General features: G+C 70.9%; 20 protein-coding genes. 10 read left to right on the forward strand and 10 right to left on the reverse strand.

Going from position 1 to position 20,355, the window contains the following annotated elements:
• Positions 1-139 precede the first annotated feature (139 nt).
• Positions 140-1,909 carry an ABC transporter ATP-binding protein gene (locus CLM62_RS29600; RefSeq protein WP_257004159.1) on the forward strand — a complete coding sequence of 590 codons (1,770 nt, stop codon included), beginning with the start codon at positions 140-142 and terminating at the stop codon, positions 1,907-1,909.
• Between the two features lie 379 nt (positions 1,910-2,288).
• Positions 2,289-3,440 (forward strand): acyl-CoA dehydrogenase family protein, encoded by a 1,152-nt coding sequence (locus tag CLM62_RS29605; RefSeq protein ID WP_095752963.1) that lies wholly within the window; start codon positions 2,289-2,291, stop codon positions 3,438-3,440.
• Here the strand turns inward: CLM62_RS29605 and CLM62_RS29610 are convergent.
• From CLM62_RS29610 to CLM62_RS29620, 4 genes are read right to left on the reverse strand one after another with little or no spacing between them, the layout of a single operon-like run.
• Entirely contained in the window at positions 3,434-3,970 is a 537-nt protein-coding gene (locus tag CLM62_RS29610) for a PaaI family thioesterase (protein WP_257004160.1), read from the reverse strand. The two genes, CLM62_RS29605 and CLM62_RS29610, sit on opposite strands and share 7 nt — an antisense overlap.
• A 34-nt stretch (positions 3,971-4,004) precedes the next feature.
• Positions 4,005-4,973 carry an LLM class flavin-dependent oxidoreductase gene (locus CLM62_RS29615; protein WP_257004161.1) on the reverse strand — a complete coding sequence of 323 codons (969 nt, stop codon included), beginning with the start codon at positions 4,971-4,973 and terminating at the stop codon, positions 4,005-4,007.
• A 2-nt stretch (positions 4,974-4,975) separates the two neighbouring features.
• Positions 4,976-5,407: an acetate--CoA ligase family protein gene (locus CLM62_RS52000; RefSeq protein WP_306457941.1), complete on the reverse strand. Its 432-nt coding sequence runs from the start codon at positions 5,405-5,407 to the stop codon at positions 4,976-4,978.
• A gap of 3 nt (positions 5,408-5,410) precedes the next feature.
• Complete coding sequence (locus CLM62_RS29620; RefSeq protein WP_373559200.1) at positions 5,411-6,739, reverse strand: acetate--CoA ligase family protein; 1,329 nt, start codon at positions 6,737-6,739, stop codon at positions 5,411-5,413.
• 108 nt (positions 6,740-6,847) lie between these two features.
• On the opposite strand from CLM62_RS29620, the gene CLM62_RS29625 reads away from it, so the two are divergent.
• From CLM62_RS29625 to CLM62_RS29645, 5 genes are read left to right on the forward strand one after another with little or no spacing between them, the layout of a single operon-like run.
• Entirely contained in the window at positions 6,848-7,759 is a 912-nt protein-coding gene (locus CLM62_RS29625; RefSeq protein WP_095752965.1) for an SDR family oxidoreductase, read from the forward strand.
• A gap of 1 nt (position 7,760) precedes the next feature.
• A complete protein-coding gene (locus CLM62_RS29630) occupies positions 7,761-8,198 on the forward strand; it encodes a Zn-ribbon domain-containing OB-fold protein (RefSeq protein WP_095752966.1) in 438 nt (145 codons plus the stop codon).
• Entirely contained in the window at positions 8,195-9,343 is a 1,149-nt protein-coding gene (locus CLM62_RS29635; RefSeq protein ID WP_095753000.1) for a thiolase family protein, read from the forward strand. The genes CLM62_RS29630 and CLM62_RS29635 overlap by 4 nt, the downstream gene beginning before the upstream one ends.
• Positions 9,344-9,359: 16 nt before the next feature.
• Positions 9,360-10,583, forward strand: coding sequence for an acyl-CoA dehydrogenase family protein (locus CLM62_RS29640; RefSeq protein WP_095752967.1), 1,224 nt, complete (start codon positions 9,360-9,362; stop codon positions 10,581-10,583).
• On the forward strand, positions 10,580-11,695 hold the full coding sequence (locus CLM62_RS29645) for an acyl-CoA dehydrogenase family protein (protein WP_095752968.1): 1,116 nt from the start codon (positions 10,580-10,582) through the stop codon (positions 11,693-11,695). The genes CLM62_RS29640 and CLM62_RS29645 overlap by 4 nt, the downstream gene beginning before the upstream one ends.
• Positions 11,696-11,707: 12 nt before the next feature.
• On the opposite strand, the gene CLM62_RS29650 is transcribed toward CLM62_RS29645, so the two are convergent.
• Complete coding sequence (locus CLM62_RS29650; protein ID WP_095752969.1) at positions 11,708-12,562, reverse strand: class I SAM-dependent methyltransferase; 855 nt, start codon at positions 12,560-12,562, stop codon at positions 11,708-11,710.
• Positions 12,563-12,602: 40 nt separating this feature from the next.
• A complete protein-coding gene (locus CLM62_RS29655) occupies positions 12,603-13,325 on the reverse strand; it encodes an acyl-CoA dehydrogenase (RefSeq protein WP_257004164.1) in 723 nt (240 codons plus the stop codon).
• Positions 13,326-13,366: 41 nt separating this feature from the next.
• On the opposite strand from CLM62_RS29655, the gene CLM62_RS29660 reads away from it, so the two are divergent.
• Positions 13,367-14,266, forward strand: coding sequence for a serine hydrolase domain-containing protein (locus CLM62_RS29660; RefSeq protein ID WP_257004165.1), 900 nt, complete (start codon positions 13,367-13,369; stop codon positions 14,264-14,266).
• A 47-nt stretch (positions 14,267-14,313) separates the two neighbouring features.
• Here CLM62_RS29660 and CLM62_RS29665 read toward each other — a convergent pair whose 3' ends face one another.
• Both CLM62_RS29665 and CLM62_RS29670 read right to left on the reverse strand, forming a co-directional pair.
• Entirely contained in the window at positions 14,314-15,495 is a 1,182-nt protein-coding gene (locus tag CLM62_RS29665) for an amidohydrolase family protein (RefSeq protein ID WP_095752970.1), read from the reverse strand.
• A gap of 171 nt (positions 15,496-15,666) precedes the next feature.
• The gene (locus CLM62_RS29670; protein ID WP_095752971.1) at positions 15,667-16,470 is read right to left on the reverse strand and encodes a FadR/GntR family transcriptional regulator; all 804 of its coding nucleotides are present in this window, start codon (positions 16,468-16,470) and stop codon (positions 15,667-15,669) included.
• A gap of 183 nt (positions 16,471-16,653) precedes the next feature.
• On the opposite strand from CLM62_RS29670, the gene CLM62_RS29675 reads away from it, so the two are divergent.
• Together CLM62_RS29675 and CLM62_RS29680 are read left to right on the forward strand one after the other, a co-directional pair.
• On the forward strand, positions 16,654-17,481 hold the full coding sequence (locus CLM62_RS29675; protein WP_095753001.1) for an enoyl-CoA hydratase-related protein: 828 nt from the start codon (positions 16,654-16,656) through the stop codon (positions 17,479-17,481).
• Positions 17,478-18,101, forward strand: a complete 624-nt coding sequence (locus CLM62_RS29680; protein ID WP_095752972.1) for a DUF2889 domain-containing protein — start codon at positions 17,478-17,480, stop codon at positions 18,099-18,101. Before CLM62_RS29675 ends, CLM62_RS29680 begins: the two co-directional genes overlap by 4 nt.
• Here the strand turns inward: CLM62_RS29680 and CLM62_RS29685 are convergent.
• Positions 18,089-19,507, reverse strand: a complete 1,419-nt coding sequence (locus CLM62_RS29685; protein ID WP_095752973.1) for a 6-phospho-beta-glucosidase — start codon at positions 19,505-19,507, stop codon at positions 18,089-18,091. The genes CLM62_RS29680 and CLM62_RS29685 overlap by 13 nt on opposite strands.
• Entirely contained in the window at positions 19,504-20,256 is a 753-nt protein-coding gene (locus CLM62_RS29690; protein WP_095753002.1) for a DeoR/GlpR family DNA-binding transcription regulator, read from the reverse strand. The genes CLM62_RS29685 and CLM62_RS29690 overlap by 4 nt, the downstream gene beginning before the upstream one ends.
• Positions 20,257-20,355 lie beyond the last annotated feature (99 nt).

Below are 20,355 nucleotides of genomic sequence, written 5' to 3' on the forward strand. Positions count from 1 at the left end.
CCATCCGTACCGCCGGCCGCCACCCGCCGGAAAACGCGTGGACGACGTGGGCGCCGTCACGGAACACTGGCCTGGGACAACACGGGGTGGGGATTTGGGAAAGCCTGACTCGCGCACAGTTCGGCCGGGCAAGGGCCCGGTGCTTCTCGCACTTCGTTACTACGGACGGGAGCTGGCCCGCCATCGCTGGCTGACCGTGCCCGCGATGCTGCTGTCGGCGCTGGGCAACATCGGCATCAACTACATCGCACCACTGGTCGTCGCGAAGCTCGTCGGCGACATCGCCGACGACTCCGGCATCACCGTCGGCTCGGCACTGCCGTACGTCCTCGGCTTCGCCGGTGTCCTGCTGCTCTCGGAGACGCTGTGGCGTATCGCCCTGCACTGCCTGAACCGTCTCGACGCCCTCGGCATCGAGCACCTGTACGTGATCGGGATGGACGAGCTGTTCGCCAAGGACGCCGCGTTCTTCCACGACAACTTCGCCGGGTCGCTGACCAAGCGCGTGCTGAGCTTCGCCTCCCGTTTCGAGCAGTTCGTCGACACGCTGACGTTCCAGATCATGGGCAGCGTCGTGCCGCTGGTGTTCGGGTCGGTGGTGCTGTGGCGCTACGAACCGCTGCTCGTCGTGGGGCTCCTGACGATGATCGCGCTGACGGCGGTGTGCGTGGTGCCCCTCATCCGTCGCCGCCAGGCGCTCGTTCGCCGGCGTGAGGAGGCGATCGCCCGGGTGTCTGGCCATGTCGCCGACAGCCTGATGAACATGGACACGGTACGGGCGTTCGCCGCCGAGGAACGCGAGGCCGCCGAACACCGGTCCCGCGTCGCGGAGTCGCGGCGGCGCACCCTGAAGTCGTGGGACTACGGCAACCTGCGCATCGACACCCTCGTCGCGCCGATGTCCGTCCTGACCAACGCCCTGGGCCTGCTGCTCGCGGTCGCCATCGGCGGGTGCGGACACGGCGTGGAGGCCGTTGTGGTCGCCTTCACGTACTACAGCAACGCGACGCGGATCATGTTCGAGTTCAACCAGATCTACCGCCGTCTGGAGAGCTCGATGACGGAGGCGGCGCAGTTCACCGAACTGCTGCTGACGCCGCCGACCGTGCTCGACCCGCCGTCGCCCGAGCCGCTGCTGCCGGAGGCCGCCGACGTCCGCTTCGAGCAGGTGACCTTCGCCCACGCGGGTGGCAGGCCCCTCTTCAAGGGCCTTGATCTGGCCGTGCCCAGCGGCGCGAAGGTCGGCTTCGTCGGCCGGTCCGGCGGCGGCAAGACCACGCTCACCCGGCTGCTGCTGCGGATGACGGACCTCGACGGCGGCCGGATCCTGATCGGCGGGCAGGACATCAGCAGGCTGCGCCAGGCCGACCTGCGCAGCCTGATCGCCTACGTGCCGCAGGACCCGGCGATGTTCCATCGCACGCTCCGGGACAACATCGCGTTCGCCCGGCCGGACGCCACCGACGCCGAGATCCGCCGCGCGGCCGAGGCGGCACATGTCACGGAGTTCGCCGACACGCTGCCGGAGGGCTTCGACACCATGGTGGGCGAACGCGGCGTCAAGCTGTCCGGCGGACAGCGCCAGCGGGTGGCCCTCGCCAGGGCGATCCTGCGCGACGCGCCGATCCTGCTGCTCGACGAGGCGACCAGCGCCCTGGACTCCGAGAGCGAGATTCTGGTCCAGGAGGCGCTGTGGCGGCTGATGGAGGGGCGGACGGCGCTCGTGGTGGCGCACCGGCTGAGCACGGTCGCCGGCATGGACCAGCTCGTCGTCCTGGACCGCGGACGGATCGTCGAGCGGGGCACCCACGAGGAACTTCTCGCCTCGGACGGCGCCTACGCGAAGCTGTGGCAACACCAGTCGGGCGGCTTCCTCGACGACAGCACCGAACGGGCCGAGTTGCCCTGAACGCGGGCCCGCCGCGCGCTCGGCCGTCGACTCGCCGGCGTGCGGCCGTTCGGCGGGCCCGGCCGAGTCGTAATACACGCCTGATCGGCAACTGGCCCGAGGTGCCGTCGCTGCACATCTCCGAGTGCCTGCGCGACCCACATGTGCGGGGCGTGGCCACCCTCCTCTACACGTGGAACGGACGGCGGAGGCGGCTGGTGTCGGTATGACGAAACCCCGTCCTACCGAGCACAGGCCCGCCGCCGACGCCCTGGCGTGCTGGATGCGTTTGTGGCACGCGGCGATCTGCCGTGGATCCGGACTCCCACCAACTACCACCGTATCCGCTAACATAGAATAATTAGATAGATGAATAGCCGAGTGGTGGCGAGGAGTGGCCGTGGACTTCGGGCTGACCGACGAGCAGGACCTGTTGCGCGCGACGGCACGGCAGTTCGTCGCCGACGTGTGCCCGGCCGAGAAGGCCAAGCAGTGGGACGAGGAGGGCGTCGTACCGCCCGAGCTGTTCCGGGGCATGGCCGATCTGGGGTGGTTCTCCCTCCCGTTCGGCGAGCACGAGGGCGGTGACGGCGGCGGGCCGCTCGAGCTCATCCTGATCGCCGAGGAGCTGGGGCGGGCCAGCTTCGACGTCGCCATGTGCTACATCGGGGTGCTCATCCCCGGGATCACGGTGTTCCGGTGGGGCGATGAGGCGCAACGCGACTTCATCCGTGAGCAGGTCATGACGGGCCGCCACCGGCTCGCCGTCGGCCTCAGCGAGCCGGACAGCGGGTCCGACGCGGCCGCCCTCAGGACCACCGCCGAGGACCATGGCGGCCACTTCCTCGTCCGCGGTCAGAAGGCGTGGTGCACGGGGGGCGGACTGCCCGACACGACCATCGCCACGTACGTGCGTACGGGCCCCCGCGAGCCCAAGCACGCCGGCATCAGCCTCCTGCTCGTCGACCCGAAGACGGAAGGCGTCGAAGTGCGCAGGACTCCCACCCTGGCCCGGCACATCCTGGGCACCAACGAGGTCTTCTTCAACGACGCCCTGGTCCCGAAGGAGAACCTCGTCGGTCCGCGCGACGAGGGCTGGAAGGTCATGCTCTCCAACATCGAGCTGGAGAAGGTCATCATCAGCGGGGGCTACCTGGGCGCCGCGCAGGCCACGCTGGACGAGATGCTGGAGTACTCCCGCGACCGGCACGCCTTCGGGCGTCCGATCGGCAACTTCCAGGCGCTCGCCCACGCCATGGCCGACCTGCAGACCGAGATCGACTCCGCCCGGCTGCTCGCCTACCGTGCCGCCTGGCTGCTCGCCCGGGGCAAACCGTGCACGCGGGAGGGCTCGATGGCGAAGCTGAAGGGCTCGGAGACGTACGTGGCGGCCGCCCGGCTCGGCATGCAGGTCTGCGCGGGGCACGGCTTCTCGACCGAGAGCGTGATGAGCTTCCGCTATCGCGAGTCGATCGTCGCCACGATCTCCGGAGGGACGAGCCAGATCCAGCGCAACGGCATCGCCCGCAGCATGGGGCTGCGGTCCTACTGACCTTCACCGCCCCTTTCTTGGCCGGCCAGCCACTCCTCGTGCCGTGCGAAGTGGCCCCGGTCGCGGGTCACCCAGATCCCGGAGGCCCGGGCCAGCACGGCGCGGGTCGGCAGCAGGACCATCTCGCCCGAGATGTACCAGCGCGAGCCCTCCCGCCGCTCGACCCATGCCCGGACCTCGAGCGGCCGCTGAACCGGCACCGGCTTCACGAAGCTCACGGTCAGTTCCGCCGTCACGCTCAACACGCGGTGCAGCAGCGGGAGATGACCGAGACAGTCGTCCAGCACGGCCGCCGTCCAGCCGCCGTGCGCGACATTGGGCCCGCCCTCCTGGTCACGCGGGCAGGCGAGCTCGAACCACGCCACACCGTCCTCGTCGAGCCGCTCGCCCTCCACGCCCAGCCGGCAGGAACCGGCGGCGCGGCACGCCCCGCACAACGCCACTCCGCCCGGCGTGCGGGGCGGCTCCTGGAAGTCGGCCCCCGCCCAGTGCCCGGACGGTGTCGCGGCCTCACCAGCGGTCCTCGCCATGCGGCTCCTCCTCTTGTCAGGCGTCGGCCAGTTCTCAGGCGTCGGCCAGCAGCGGCCGCAGCTTCCCGGCGATCAGCTGGACCTGGCGGGCCACCATGTCCTCGGGCATCCCGGCCAGCGAGGCCCACAGGAACACCCCTTCGACCGGCAACCCTGCCACGTACGCCCTGACGGCCTCGGCGGTCTCCTGCGGTGTGCCGTACAGGAACTGACCGACGCCGGTCGCGCGCAGCCCCGTCTCCCGCCACTTCTCGGGATCGATGGGGCGGGGGACGGGCCGGTCCGTGCCCTCCACCATGTACCGGCGGTAGCTGTCCCACTGGTACGCCAGGTGTTTGCGGACCACCGGCCAGTCGCCCTCCGGGTCTTCGGTGACGAACGTCGTGAACGAGCCCTGCATACGGGCCGTCGACACGTCATACCCGCTCTCTGCCAGACCTTCCCGGTACGGCTCCAGCAGCGCCGGGTTGAGCGACAGCAGCCCCGTGCCGAGCCGTCCGGCCCGCCGGGCGCCCTGCGGGCCCTGGTAGCCGAGCCAGATCGGCAGCGGATCCTGGACCGGGCCGGGGGTGACGAGGGACTCGGCCCACAGGCCGCGGATCTCCCGTACCCGCTGATCGGTCGTGGTGTAGCGCTTGGTGAGGTCGGCTCCGTACAGCCGGTACTCGGGCACCCGGTAGCCGGTGCCGAGTCCGAGGTCCAGGCGGCCGTCGCTCAGGATGTCCACGAGCGCGGCCTGTTCGGCGATCTCGGGGGCCGCGTGCAGCGGTGCGGGGATGACCGCGGTGCCCAGGCGCACCCGTCGGGTGCGGGCGGCGGCCGCGGCGGCCATGGTGAGCGGCTGCGGGAGGTACCCGTCCTCGAAGCCGTGGTGCTCGGAGAACCAGACCGAGTCGAGGCCCAGCCGTTCCGCCTCCTCGCACATCTCCAGGGCGAACCCGTATACCCGCGACCAACTCCGCTGCCACGGCGGCGGGTTGCGCAGGTCTAAGTAGATGCCCACCTTCACGAGGGACCCCCTCCTGCTCCTGTCGGACTGTCGGCGAGCCGGATCGTCGCGTGCGCGACGGCGACGCCGTCGCCGGGCGGCAGCAGCCGTACCGGACGCAGCTCCAGCGCCTCGATCTCCGGGAGGTCCTCGACCATCGCCGAGATCCGCAGCACGATCTCCTCCAGCGCCGCGAGTTCCACACCGCGGCTTTCCAACAGGGGAGTCGCCCGAAGCGAGCGGACCATCTCCCGGGCGTCGCGGTCGCTGAGCGGGGTGACGCGGTGGGCGACGTCCGCCATGAGGTCGGCGTAGTCCCCGGTGAGACCGAAGGCGACCACGGGGCCGAAGACCGGGTCGGCGCTGACGGAGAGGAACGCGTCGGGACCGGGGCCCGGTTCTGTGCCGCGTACGACGATTCCGTATGCGTCCAGCAGCTCGGCGGCGATCGCTTACGGCACCGGGCCGGGGGCGCACCCGGCGATCAGCGACCGCGCCCGGTCCGCGTCGACTCCCGGGAGATCAGGTACGACGCCCGCAGGGGTGGTCCGCCAGGCCTGGTAGGCCGCCGCGTGTCCGAGCGAGGCGGCCGCCGCCTCGGGGAATGTGTACGTCGGGACCACCAGGTCGTCCCGGTGCAGGAGATCGGCGACGCCCGCGCCGCCCAGGAAACTGGCCACCACGGGTTTCGTGGGGCGGCCCGCCGCCGCGTCGAGGATCGCCGACGCCACCTCGTCGGGCTTGTCCGCCAGCGGCGGCATGAACAGGACGACGGCCGCGTCGATGTCGTCGTCGGCGAGGACGGCGTCCAGCGCCTGCCGGTAGTGCGCGGCCGTGGCCATGGGGGTCAGGTCGATCGGGTTGGCGACGTCCGCATGGGGCCCGAGGGCCGAACCGAGCGTCTGCCGGGTGCGCTCACCGAGCGCGGGGACGCGCAGACCGCTCGCCGCGCACGCCCCGACCGTCAGCGCCGCCGGCCCGCCCGCGTTGGTGATCACGGCGACCCGGTTGCCGGGCGGGGGAGGCTGGTGGGCGAGCAGCAGTGCGACGTCGAACAGTTCCTGGAGGCCGCGGGTGCGGATCACCCCCGACTGGGCGAACAGCGAACTCACCGCCGAATCCGCATGACCTGCCGCATCCGCGTGACCGGGGTGGACCGCGACGATCGGCTTGCGCGGCGCGATACGGCGGGCGATGCGGGCGAACCGGCGCGGATTGCCGAAGGTCTCGACGTGCAGCAGGATCACCGAGGTGGCCGGGTCCTCCTCCCACCACTGGAGCAGGTCGTTGGTGGAGACGTCCACGGCGTGGCCCACCGACACGAATCCGGAGAAACCGAGCCGCAGCCGCCGGGCGAAGTCGAGCACCGCGAGACCCAGCGGCCCGGACTGACTGGACATCGCCACCCGGCCGGGCGTCGGCAGGGCGGGCGAGAAGGTCGCCGCCAGCCGCGCCGCGGGCGTCGTGTTGACCACGCCCATGCAGTTCGGGCCCACCAGCCGCATTCCGGAGGCACGGGTGAAACGGGCCAGCTCCAGCTCGGTCGCCCGCCCTTCGACTCCCGTCTCTCCGAAGCCCGTCGAGACGACGACCACCGCCTTGACACCGACCTCCGCGCACTCCCGTACGACATCGGGCACGGCCTCGGCCCGTACGGCCACCAGCGCCAGATCCGGCGGCTCGGGAAGGTCGCGGACGCTGGGGTAGGCCCGCGCCCCGGCGATCCGCTCGGCCTGCGGGTTGACCGGGAACACGCCGCCGCGGAAGCCGCCCCGCAGCAGGTCGGCATCGCGGGCCGCGTCGTCGCCGAACGGTGCGCCTGCGGCAGCGAGGACCCACGGGTAGTGCTCGCCGAGGCCGACTCGCCGTCAATCATCTAGGAGCTGAGGATGTCCGAACCAGTGGTCGACGGCCGGGTCGTGGTCGTCACCGGCGCCGGCAACGGCATCGGCCGGGCGCACGCCCTGGCGTTCGCCGCGCACGGGGCCAAGGTCGTGGTCAACGACCTGGGCGGCGGGCGGGACGGGGCCGGGGCCTCGGCCGGTCCCGCACAGGCCGTGGTGGACGAGATCGTCGCGGCCGGCGGCGAGGCGGTGGCCAACACGGACGACATCTCCGCCTGGGACGGTGCCGGACGCCTCGTCCGGCAGGCCGTCGACACCTACGGCGGTCTGGACGTCCTGGTCAACAACGCCGGGATCCTCCGCGACCGGATGATCGTGTCGATGACCGAACAGGACTGGGACAGCGTGCTCGCCGTCCACCTCAAGGGCAGCTTCGCCACCCTGCACCACGCGGCCGCCTACTGGCGCGAGCGCGCCAAGTCCGGTCAGGACAACGACGCCCGGGTGATCAACACGACCTCCCCGTCCGGCATCTTCGGCAACCCCGGACAGTCCAACTACGGCTCGGCCAAGGCCGGAGTCGCCAGCCTCACCCTCATCGCCGCGGCCGAACTCGCCCGCTACGGCGTGACGGTGAACGCCATCGCACCCACCGCGCTCACCCGGCTGACCGAGGACATCGAGATGATGCGACAGGCCGCCGCGAGCCAGGACCTCACCCCGGAGGCCGTCTCACCGCTGGTGGTCTGGCTCGGCTCGCCCGCATCCCGCGAGGTCACCGGTCGCGTGTTCGGCGTCGTCGGCAACCGCATCACCGTCCTGGAGGGCTGGGCCAACGGCCCCGCGACGAGCGCGGAGTCCCGGTGGACACCGCAGGAGCTGTCCTCCGTCGTCCCGAACCTGGTGGCCAAGGCCGCTCCGAACGCCGACGCCCTGGGCAATCGGAACGGGGCGTGAGATGACGACGACGCAACGCCCGGTCGCCGAGGGCCTGTTCACCTGGCCGCCTTCGACAGACGCACCCCTGCGCCTCATCGGCTCCGAGTGCGCGGTCTGCGGCCTGGTGAGCTTTCCGGCTGCCCCCGACTGCGTCAGGTGCGCGAGCGCCGAGCCGAAGGAGCGGCTCCTGTCCGACCGCGGCACGCTGTGGACGTACACGACGCAGAACTTCCGCCCGCCGTCCCCGCCGTACGACGGCCCGGAGGCGTTCGAGCCCTACGCGGTCGGATACGTGGAGCTCCCCGGCGAACTGCTGGTCGAGGCCCGCCTCAGCGAACCGGACCCGGAGAAGCTGAGGATCGGACAGCCCATGCGGCTCACGCTCGTGCCCTACACCGTGCGGGACGACGGCACCGAGGTCATGACGTTCGCGTTCACCCCGGCCGAGGAGGACTGATGGAAGCCGTCGTCATCGGAGTGGGGCTCCACCCCTTCGGCCGGTTCCCCGGGAAGCCGGCGCTGGACATGGGCGCGGACGCGGTACGGCTGGCGCTCGCCGACGCCGGCGTGACCTGGCCGCAGATCCAGGGCGGCTACATCGGAAGCTACGAGGTCGCCAACCCGGACGCGATCGTCGGGCGCCTCGGCCTGACCGGAGTGCCGCTGCGCGGGGTGTTCAACGGCTGCGCCACGGCCGGTACGGCGGTGGCCCTCGCCGCCCGCGCCATCGAGACCGGCGAGCACGATCTGACCATCGCCATCGGCCTGGACAAGCATCCGCGCGGAGCCTTCGCCGCCGACCCGTCCGTGGCCGGCATCCCCTCCTGGTACGGGCAGACCGGGCTCTTCCTGACCACCCACTTCTTCGGCATGAAGATCAACCGCTATATGCACGACCACGGCATCTCGCACGAGACGCTCGCGCGCGTGGCGTCGAAGAACTTCGGCAACGCCGCCGGCAACGACAAGGCCTGGCGCCGCACACCGCTCACGCCTGAGGAGATCCTCGCCTCGCCGGTCCTCAACCACCCCCTCCGCCAGTACATGTACTGCGGCCCGAACGAGGGCGCCGCCGCCGTCGTGATGTGCCGCGCCGACCAGGCCCACCAGTACACCTCCACACCGGTACGGGTCCGGGCCACCGCCCTGCGCAGCCGCAGGCTCGGCGCCTTCGAGGTGCAGAGCCCGTCGTTCCCGGTGGGGGAGTCGGTGCAGAGCCCGACTGTGGACGCCACCCGGGCGGCGTACGAGACAGCGGGCATCGGCCCCGAGTACGTGGACGTCGCTCAACTCCAGGACACCGACGCCGGGTCGGAGATCATTCACATGGCCGAGACCGGCCTCTGCAAGGACGGCGACCAGGAACGCCTGATCGCCGAGGGCGCCACCGAGATCGGCGGTCGGCTCCCGGTCAACACCGACGGCGGACTGCTCGGCAACGGCGAGCCGATCGGCGCGTCCGGGCTGCGCCAGATCCACGAGATCGTGCTCCAACTGCGCGGTGCGGCGGGAAACCGCCAGGTCCCCGGGACGCCCCGCGTCGGCCTCACCCACCTGTACGGCGCGCCCGGCGTGTCGGCGGTGACGATCCTGACGACCTGACAGCGGAGCGAACGCGATGGAACCGGACGACATGCAGGACTTTGCCGCCGAGGCGCGCCGCTTCCTCGACGCGCATGTGGCGAAGGCCCCCGACCGCACCGCCTTCACCTGGGGCGAGGGCGACGACTCGATGGCGTACTTCAGCAGCCTCCCGCCCGAGGAGGAGCGGGAGCACGTACAGCGGGCGCGGGAGTGGCAGCGGATCCGCTACGAGAACGGCTTCGGCTGGATCACCGGCCCACCCGAGTACGGCGGCCGGGGCCTGACCCCCGTCCACGACCTGCTCTACGACGCCATCGAGTCCGAGTACGACGTCCCCGACACCGGCGTGCTCGGTGTGGTCGGCCTGGGGATGATCGGCCCGACGATCCTCGCCCACGCCCAGCCCCCCATCAAGGACCGCTGGCTGCCCGCGATGTACCGCGGGGACGCCATCGCCTGCCAGCTGTTCAGCGAGCCGGGCGCCGGATCCGACCTGGCGAGCGTGGCGACCCGAGCCGTACGCGAAGGCGACGCCTGGATCCTCAACGGCCAGAAGGTGTGGACCTCGGTCGCCCAGCACAGCCAGATCGGCCTCGCCCTGACCCGCACCGACCCGGACGCGCCCAAGCACCGCGGCATCACGGCCTTCCTGGTCCCCATGGACGCCCCCGGCATCGAGGTGCGGCCGCTGCGGAAGATGACCGGCGGCGCCGACTTCAACGAGGTCTTCCTCACCGACGTACGCATCCCCGACGACCACCGCCTCGGCGAGGTCGACGGCGGCTGGACCGTCGCCCTGACCACCCTGATGAACGAACGCGCCACGGTCGGCAGCGAGGGCGCCGGCCCCGTGGCAGCCGCCCTGTCCCCGGACCGGCTCTCGGCGCTGATGCGCGCCACCTGGACCTGGGACGACCGCGCCCTGCGCGCCCGCCTCGCCGAACTCCTCGTGGACGCCATGGCCACCGAACACCTCAACGCCCGAGCCCTGCGCAAGCTGCGCGCGGGGACTTCGCCCGGCCCCGAGATGTCCGTCTCGAAGCTGATGTACGGTCAGAACCTCACCCGCGCCGCCCACTTCGTCTCGGACGTCCTCGGACCGCGCGCGATCGCCGACACCGGGCAGTGGGGCACGTACGCCTGGTCCGAGCTGCTCCTGGCCACCCCGGCCCTGCGGATCCTCGGCGGTACCGAGGAGATCATGAAGAACATCCTCGCGGAACGCGTCCTCGGCCTGCCCAAGGAGGTACGCGCATGAGCGCCGACGAAAGCGAACTGAGGGAACTGCGTGCTTCCGTAAGGGAGTTCCTGGAAGCCAAGTCGCCCGAGGAAGCCGTGCGCAAACTGATGGAGAGCGAGCCGCGTTTCGACCCGGAGGTGTGGGCCCAGGCCGCCGACCAGCTGCGACTGTCCGCCCTGGCCATCCCGGAGGAGTACGGCGGTGACGGCTTCGGCCCGGTCGAACTCGGCGTCGTACTGGAGGAGATGGGCCGCGCGCTGTTCTGCGCACCCTTCTTCGCCACCGTGGGCCTGGCCGCTCAGGCCCTGCTCGCCTCGGGAGACAAGGAGGCGTGCGCGCGTCACCTGCCGGACATCGCCGCTGGGAGGACCACCGCCACCCTCGCCGTCGCCGAGGACGACGGCTCCTGGGACCCCGCCCTGATCTCCGCGCGTGCCGTGCCGGACGGCGACGGCGGCTGGAGGCTGAACGGCCGCAAGTGCTTCGTCATCGACGGTACGACGGCCGATCTGATCCTCGTCGTCGCCCGCACCGTCGCCGGCCCCACGCTCTTCGCCGTGGACCGGGAAGCCACAGGGATGGCGGCCGAACCGATGGAGACCCTGGACGCCACCCGGGCCATGGCCCGGCTGACGTTCGACGCCGTGCCCGCGACGCTCGTCGGCGCTGACGGGGCGGGCGGGCGCATCAAGGCCAAGGTCCTGGACCTCGCCTCGGTGGGGCTGGCCGCCGAGCAGGCGGGCGGGGCGCGCCGGTGCCTGGAGATGAGCACGGAGTACGCCCGTACCCGTCACCAGTTCGGCCGGCCCATCGGCTCCTTCCAGGCGGTCAAGCACAAGTGCGCCGACATGCTCGTCCAGGTGGAACTGGCCGAGGCCTCCTCCCGGGAGGCGGCGCGGCTGGCCGCCGAGTGCGCCGCGGACTTCGCGGTCGCCGCGGCGGTGGCGCACGCCTGCTGCTCACGGGCCTACATGGTCGCCGCCATGGAGAACATCCAGGTCCACGGCGGCATCGGCTTCACCTGGGAGCACCCGGCCCATCTGTACTTCCGCCGAGCCAAGTCCTCACAACTGCTGTTCGGCGGCCCGGCGGTATATCACGAGCGGTTGCTGGACCGGCTCGGCATCTGAACCGGACAGGGCCTAGGACCGGGCAGGGGCGGGCGACTCCGCGCGGAGCGAGTACAGGATCGGCAGGTGGGAGTCCCCGAAGGGGAGCCGGTACAGGCCGTCCTCGCCCTGGCGGAGGAAGCCGCGGGGGTCGATCTCGGTGGCGAGGTGTTCGCCCAGGTGCTTCGTCGTGAGGCCCGCATCCGCGGCCGCGGTGACGATCTCACCGAGCGAGTACGGGTACTGGACGGTGTCCTGAGCCGGAGTCGTCAGGCCGGGCTCGGCGTAGGTTCCGGTTTCCGTCTCGCGCTGGGGTTCGCCACCGCCGTACGGCCAGTCGACGACCAGCGGATCGAGGGTGGCGACCGTCTGGAACGCCGGATGCATGTCCACCAGTACCAGGCTTCCGCCGGGCTTCAGCGCCATGGCCGCGCCGCGCATCCAGGCCTTGACGTCGGCGATCCAGCACAGCACCCCGTAGGTGGCGACGACCAGGTCGAAGCGGCCCGCCAGATGCGCGGGCAGCCGCTGGGTGTCGGCCTCCACGAAGGTGGCCTCGAGACCGGCTCGTCCGGCCAGCTGCCGCGCCCGCTCGATCGCCACCGGTGAGAAGTCGACACCGGTGACCCGGGCCCCCAGACGAGCCCAGTTCAGCGTGTCCATGCCGAAGTGGCACTGCAGGTGGAGCAGATCCTTCCCGGCCACGTCGCCCGCGAGCTCACGCTCGATGGCATAGAGCGTCTGGCGCCCGGCGAGGAACGACTCGACGTCGTAGAACCTGTCCGTGGGAGTCGAACCGTGGATGCGGGCGCGCTGGTCCCACAGTGCGCGATTCAGGGCGAGGCCGTCTTCGCCGTTCGGCTTCGCTTCGGTCGTGCGTTCGGTCATGCGCCGAGAATGACACAAGCAGGGCCCTGGACGGGCGGGTTCAGCCGCGGGCGGCCTCACCCAGCAGCGCCTTCGCGATGATCACCTGCTGGATCTGGCTGGTGCCCTCGTAGATGCGGAACAGCCGGGCGTCGCGGTAGAAGCGCTCGACGGCGACCCCGCGCATATAGCCCGCGCCGCCGTGGATCTGCACCGCGCGGTCCGCGACCCGCCACACCATCTCGCTGGCGAAGTACTTCGTGCAGGACGGGCCGATCTTCGTGTCCGTGCCGGCGTCGAAGGCGCGGGCGGCCTCCAGGACCGTGGCGCGTCCGGCGTAGTAGTCGGTCATCGAGTCGGCGATCAGGCCCTGGACGAGCTGGAAGGAACCGATCGGCCTGCCGGACTGGCGGCGGGTGCGGGCGTACTCGACCGACTCGTCGACCAGGCGCTCGGCCATGCCCACGCACAGGGACGAGATGTGCACCCGGCCGTGCGCGATGCAGCCCATCGCGGTGGCGAAGCCCCGGTTCAGACCGTCCTCGCCGCCGACCAGGGCGGAGGCCGGTACGCGGACGTCGTCGAAGTACACGTCCGCGGTCCAGGCGCCGAACTGGCCCATCTTGTGGTCCTTGGGCGCCACCGTGAGACCGGGGGTGCCGGCCGGAACCAGGAAGGTGGAGATGCCACGGGTGCGTGGGGCGTCGGGGTCGGTGCGGGCGAAGACCATGAAGACGTCGGCGAGGGGGGCGTTGGTGATGTAGCGCTTGGCACCGTTGATCACCCACGCGTCGCCGTCTCTCGTCGCGCCCGATCGTCGCGGGCGTGGTGTGGAAGCTGATCGGTGAGGGACTCCTGGACGTCGGCGAGCAAGTCGCCGCGATCATCCCGGAGTTCGCCCCGAACGGGAAGGAGGCGGTGACCGTCGAGCAGGTGCTCACGCACACCGCCGGCTTCCCCTTCGCCCCGCTCGGCCTCTCCAAGATGCTGGACCGCGAGCAGCGGCTCGCCGCCTTCGGCCGCTGGCGGCTGGACTACCCGCCGGGCGGCCGCTTCCAGTTCCACCTCACCTCGGCGGCCTGGCTGATCGCCGAGATCGTCGAGCGGCGCACGGGCCTGACCTTCGCCGATTACCTGCACGAGCGGATCGCCCGGCCGCTCGACCTGACGTCGATCGAGCTCGGGGTGCCCGTGGGCCGGCAGCCCGGCACGGTCGCCCCGATGAGCGCCACCGACCGCACCAGTGACGAACAGGAACCCGACCCCTGGGGGCCCTGGTACCTGTCCGACCCGCGCGTCCTGGCGGCCGGGGAACCCGGCCACGCGCTGGTGGCCACCGCCGCCGACGTCGCCCTGTACTTCCAGGCACTGGAGCACTCGGGCCTGTGGAAGCCGGAAGCGGTGGCGGAGGGCACCCGGATCCGGCTGACCGACCACCCGCACGGTGAGCAGATCTACGGCGGCGGAGACAGCCGCCGCACCAGCATGGGGCTGTTCGTCACGGTGGCCGGCCCCGACGCGGGCAGCAACCTGCCGTCCACCGGCTCACCCGCGCTCTTCGGCAGCGCCGGAGCCGCCTACCAACTGGGCTTCATGGACCCGGAGACCGGCCTGTCCTTCGCCTGCCTGAGCAACGGCTACCCGCTCGCGGGCTACGACCACTCCCGGCGCGGCACGGCGCTGCTGACGAACATCGCGAACCTCGCGGCGGATCTCACGGACTGAGCCCGGTAGCGACCTCGGTACCGGGCCCGCCCCCTCACCTGTGTCACTCAGCGGGTGATCAGCTGCTGGGCGTTGTTGTACATGATGTCGTCCTGCGCCGACTCGTCGAGTTCCGCGATGAGCTTGCGGAAGTCGGCCGGCTCGGCGAGGCCCTCCGCGTGGGGGAAGTCGGAGCCCATGACGATGGACTCGTGGTAGCCGAGGCGCTTGACCACGCCGACGATGTCGTCCTCGGGATAGGGCACCACACGGACGTGCTCGCGGAAGATCTGGCTGGGCCGCCGGTCCAACTGGCCGCCGATCCAGGGGCCGTTGCGGCCCATGCCCCGGCTCTTGTCCATGTGGCGCACGAAGTGCGGCACCCACTCGGAGCCGAACTCGGACACCAGGACGTTGATGTCGGGGAAGCGGCCGAAGAGGTTGTCGAAGATCAGCGCGGAGAGCGTCTCCTCGACGGGGCGCTGGCCGTAGGTGTTCTGCCACTGCCAGGCCGACATCCGGAAGTGGATGGGGCTGGGGTCGTAGCCCCAGGCGGGCGCCACCTGCGAGTTGTAGTAGAACTCGCTGATGTGGTAGCAGACGCTGGCCTTGGCCTCGTTGACCAGCTTCCAGAACGGGTCGAAGTGCGGATCGCCCGGCGAGCGGCCGTACACCGGTCCGGTGGGCAGCAGGATGAAGCGGGCGCCCTGTTCCAGGACGTACTCCAACTCCTTGACCGCACTGTCCAGATCGCGCAGGGACAGCAGCGCGGGGGCGTAGATGCGGCCCTGGTGGTTGAAGCCCCACACCTCGTTCATGTACCGGTTGAACGAGTGGTAGTTGGCGTAGAGGGGCTCGACGCCGCTCACGTACTCCTCGGCGACCAGCGCCCAGCCGCCCGGGTACATGATCGTCTGGTCCAGGCCCTGTTCGTCCATGATCCGCAGCCGGGCCTCGCGGTTCTGGTACGCCTCGTGCATCGGCTCGAACTGGTAGGTCTCCTCCGGATTGCCCGAGGCCATCGCCTTGAGCATCTCCTTCAGCGAACCGGGCCGGTACACCTGCCCGAACTCCGGCTCCAGGCATACGACGATCCGGTCGCCGGCGAGGATCACCTCACGCCCGTCCGGCAGGGTCACCGGTGCGACCGCCGCGCCGAGGAACTCCTTCGGCAGGTAACGGGTGAAGGAGTCCCGCTCCTCGTACATGTGCTGGTCGCAGTCGAAGATGGGCTTGCGCTGTTCGGCCATGGCCGTCGCCTCCGGACCCCTGAGCTTGGTCAGTACTGAGCCTATTCAGTACGCCTCCTATAATTATCTAACTGTTTCGAGGAGGTAAGGGGTGATGGCGAGATGGCTCGGCGGATCTTCGCGTCGGCCGGTCGGTCAGTCGGCCGGTCGGTCAGGCAGTCGGTCAGCCGGTCAGTCGAGGAGTTCGAGCACCGTCTTGGGTCCGGCCGCGTTCACGACGTCGTCGGCGGCGGTGAGGTGGCGCTGCCACAGCTTCTCGGCCTCGTCCGCCTTGCCGGACTCGATCAGGCCGACCAGCCGCACATGGGCCCGGTGACCCTTGAGGGCCTGCGCCTTCTGGGTCTCGGAGTCGGTGGCGGCCGCGGTGTACGAGGCGTTGGCCCGGTCGATGATGTTGCGCACCATGCCGCACAGCAGGACCAGTGTCTGGTTGCCGGTGAGTTCCACCAGCAGGGCGTGGAAGGCGTCCTGCGCCTCCACCAGTGCGAGCGGGTCGTCCAGGACGGCCTTCTCGGCGGCCACCGCGTCACGCAGCCGCTTGATGTCGCCCGCCGTGTGCTTGGCGGCGAGCTGGCGCGCGCAGGGCGGCTCGATGAGGGCCGCCGCGCGGTAGAGGTCGCCCAGGGTGGCGCCGCGGTACTCCAGGATCAGACCGGCGAAGCGGGCGGCGACATCGGAGTCGGGCGCGCTCACCCGGGCACCGCCGTGGGCCCCGCGGCGCACCGTGATCAGCGACTCCGACTCCAGGACGCGGAACGCCTCGCGCAGGGTCGGCCGCGAGATGCCGAACTGCTCCATAAGCCCCGACTCCGGAGGCAGTGCGTCACCGGGCTTCAGCTCGCCCCGTACGATCTGGCGGCGCAGGTGTGCGGCGACCAGCTCGGCGGTCTTCGGTACGCGAACCTGGCGGCCGACGCGGCTGCGGGAAGGGGCGGGCACGGTCGCCGTTTCTGCTGCGCGGGCTGCCTCGGCCACGGTGGGCTCTCCTCATATAGCAAAATGAATCGTCTTAGTGCATCGAGGGTACCAGGTCAAGAGGTGAGTGATCTTCCCTTGTGGAGACCTGATCTGGTGTCCGGCTGTTGTTTGATATATAGATGATTCATCTAGCTATAACGCCAACGGGCCCGCGGGAGTGACCTCGTGGGAGTGACCTCGATGACCGAGAACCCGACCCCGGTGATCCTCACCGAGCTCACCGACGACGGGGTCATGCTGCTCACCCTGAACCGGCCCGAGCGGCACAACGCCTGGACGCTGGAGATGGAGCTGCTCTACAACGAGCTGTTCGACCGCGCGGAGACGGATCCACGGGTACGGGCCGTGGTGCTCACCGGTGCCGGACGCAGATTCTGCCCGGGGATGGACATGAGCGTGCTGGACGGTGCGTCGTCCGGCGCCCGCCCGTGGCCGACGGACCAACTGCCTCCGCGTACCCGCCCCATGTCCTTCCCGAAGCCCGTCGTGGCGGCCGTCAACGGCGCCTGCGCGGGCATCGGGTTCAACCAGGCGCTGATGTGCGACGTCCGGTTCGCCGTGCCGCACGCCAAGTTCGCCGCCGCTTTCAGCGCACGCGGACTGGTGGCCGAGGACGGCGTCTCCTGGATCCTGCCGCGGCTGGTCGGCCACGGAAACGCCTGCGATCTGCTGCTGTCCTCCCGCCGGATCACCGGGCCGGAGGCCCTGGCGATGGGTCTGGTCAACCGCCTGGTCGAGCCGGAGGAACTGCTCCCGGCGGCGCTCGCGTACGCGACCGGACTGGCCCGCTCGGCGAGCCCGTACGCGATGTCCCTCATCAAGCGGCAGCTCGCCGACGACCAGGCGAGGACCTTCACCGAGAGCCGCGATCACGCGGCCGCCCTCCTGGCCACGGCGAAGCGTGCCCCGGACTACCGCGAGGGTGTGCTCAGCTTCATCGAGCGTCGGCAGCCGGAGTTCGCGGGGCTGGGGGACACCGCGTCGGAGTCCGCGGAGGCCTCGTCATGACCCGTGCCGAACTCCCGCTGCACCGCCGTACGATCACCGTCACCGCCCACGAGGAGGACGGCGACGAGATCTCGGTCGAGGCGGAACTGCGCGACGAACGCCCTTGGGCCGAGCCGTCGGCCGGTGTCGTCCACCGGATGGTGCTCGCGGTGCGGATCCGTCTCACGGACATGGTGATCGTGGCCGCCGACGCGGACATGCGGGACTTCCCGCACGCCGAGTGCCCGCTGATCACGCCGGTCTTCGACGGGTTGGCCGGGCTCAGTGTCGCCGCCGGATACAACCGGGCGATCCAGGAGCGGTTCCGCGGTGTGTCCGGCTGCACGCACCTCTACGAGCTGGTCCGCGCGCTCGGCCCCGCGGTCGTGCAGGCGGCCATCTCGGCGGGCGCGCGTCGTCGTGACGCCGGAGGGCCGTCCGTCGGCCCGCGCTCCACCGCCGGAGTGCTGAACAGTTGCCACATCTGGGCGCCGGACGGAGTGGGGCTGCGCAAGCTGGACGCGGGCTGGCGGCCCGGCACCGGGCCGCGCCCGGTCCCGCCGCTCGAGACCTTCGAGACCTTCGAGGGGTTCGAGGGGTTCGAGGGATTCGAGGGACGGGAATCGACTCAGCCCAGGTAGCGGAGTTCGGGGAAGTGCCGCTGGTAGGCGTCCAGCAGACGTCTTGCCACGGCGTACGAGTCGATCAGCGGGTGCACGGTCAGCGCCCTGACCGCATGGGCGCGGTCACGGCTGGTCGCGGCCCGGATGACCGCGCGCTCCACCTCCTTGACCGAGCACACCAGGCCCCTGCCGTGGTCGGGCAGCGGGGCCCCGCCGATGGGACGGGCGCCGTTGGCGTCCACGTGGCAGGGGACCTCGATGACGGCGTCGTCGTCGAGGACGGGGATCCGGCCCCGGTTGCGGACGTTGAGGATGAGGGCGGTGCGCTCGTCCAGGGCGATGGCGCGCATGAGGGAGAGGGCCACCTGCTCGTAGCCGCCGGACTCCAGGTCGCATGAGTCGCGCTCCCCCATGCCGACGGCGTCGCGGTTCTCCGCCATGTAGGTGACCTCGCGCTCCAGGCGGGTGGCGTCCCAGGCTTTCCAGGCGGCGCGGGGTGCGGGCAGGCCGCCGACGGCCCCGCTCATGGAGTCCCTGCTCACGGGGTCCGTGCTCACGGGGTCCGTGCTCGCGGGGTCCGTGCTCAGAGCGTCGTAGAAGCGCTGCTGCTGGGAGTGCAGGAAGGCACCCCGGGTCTGTTCGGCGGCCCGCGCGGAACCGACCGACTCGCGGTGGAAGTAGTAGTAGTGCAGGTACTCGTTGGGCAACGCCCCGAGCGTGCGCAGCAGGTCGGCGCCGAAGAGCTTGCCCTCCTCGAAGGAGGTCAGCGCGGCCTCGTCCGCCAGCAGGGACGGCAGCAGGTCCCGGCCGTCGGCGTATAGGCCGCACAGCCAGCCCAGGTGGTTCAGGCCCACGTAGTCCAGGCGGGTGCGGGCCGGGTCGACGCCGAGCGCCCCGGCCACGCGGCGGCCGAGGCCCACGGGGGAGTCGCAGATCCCGATCACGCGGTCGCCGAGATGGGCGGTCATGGCTTCGGTGACCAGGCCGGCGGGGTTGGTGAAGTTGATGACCCAGGCGTCAGGCGCGAGGGCGGCGATGCGGCGGGCGATCTCCAGCGCCACCGGGACGGTGCGCAGCCCGTAGGAGATGCCGCCCGCGCCGACGGTCTCCTGGCCCAGGACGCCCTCCTCCAGGGCGATCCGCTCGTCCGCCGCGCGTCCGGCGAGGCCGCCGACGCGGATGGCGGAGAACACGAAGTCGGCTCCGGTGACCGCCTCGTCCAGGTCGGTGGTGACGGTGACGGAGGGCGGGTCGGCGTGCCCGGCGGTCTGGTCGGCGAGGACCTTGCGGATGGCCGTCAGCCGGGAGGCGTCCAGGTCGTACAGGGTCACCGCGGTGACGCGTCCTTCGCCGCGGTCGCCCAGCAGCGCCCGGTAGACGAGCGGGACGCGGAAGCCGCCGCCGCCCAGGATCGTGAGTCTCATACTTCGACCACCTCAACTCCCGCCTCGCGCAGCCGACCGCACGTCTTTTCGTCTCCCGGGGCGTTGGTCACCACGACGTCGAGGTCCTCCGGCCCGCACACGCGGGCCATTCCGGTGCCGGGGAACTTGCCCGCGTCCGCCAGGAGCACCACCTGGGCGCTGGCGGCGATCATCGCCCGCTTGACGGGCACCTCGACGGCGGTCGTGTCCAGCACCTGGCCGTCGGGGCGGATACCGCTGGTGCCGAGGAACAGCCGGTCGGCGTGGATCTGCCGCAGGTTGTCCTCGGTCAGGAAACCGACCAGCGAGCGGTAGTCGCGCCGGACCACGCCGCCCAGCAGGATCAGCTGGACGTCCTTGTCGTCCTGGAGTTCCTCGTAGACGGCCAGGTTGCTGGTGATCACGGTCAGGGAGCGGCCGTGCAGATGGCGGGCCACCCGGTGGGCCGTGGTGCCGATGTCGAGCAGCACCGTCTCACCGTCCCTGACCAGATCCGCGCACCACGCGGCCAGCGCGTCCTTGGCCTCGACCCGGACCGCGGCCACGTCGGCGAACGGGTCGTCCTCACCGAGGACGGGGGCCGCACCGCCGTAGACCCGCTTGAGCAGTCCCTCGTCCTCGAGCTGCGCGAGGTCGCGCCGGATCGTGGCCTGACTCGCGCCCACCTTCTCGGCCAGGGCGGTCACGCTGGTGGGACCGTCCGCGCGCAGGGCACGGAGGATCAGCTCATGTCTTCGGTCAGGGAGCATGCCGCTGACCATACGACCAGAGTCGAGCAAAGTCACGCATGAATGTCTCGATCTCTGCTTGACTCTTGTCAAACCCGCGCACCCGGTGCACTCTCTTGC

The organism is Streptomyces sp. SA15, assembly GCF_002291145.1.
GTDB lineage: Bacteria > Actinomycetota > Actinomycetes > Streptomycetales > Streptomycetaceae > Streptomyces.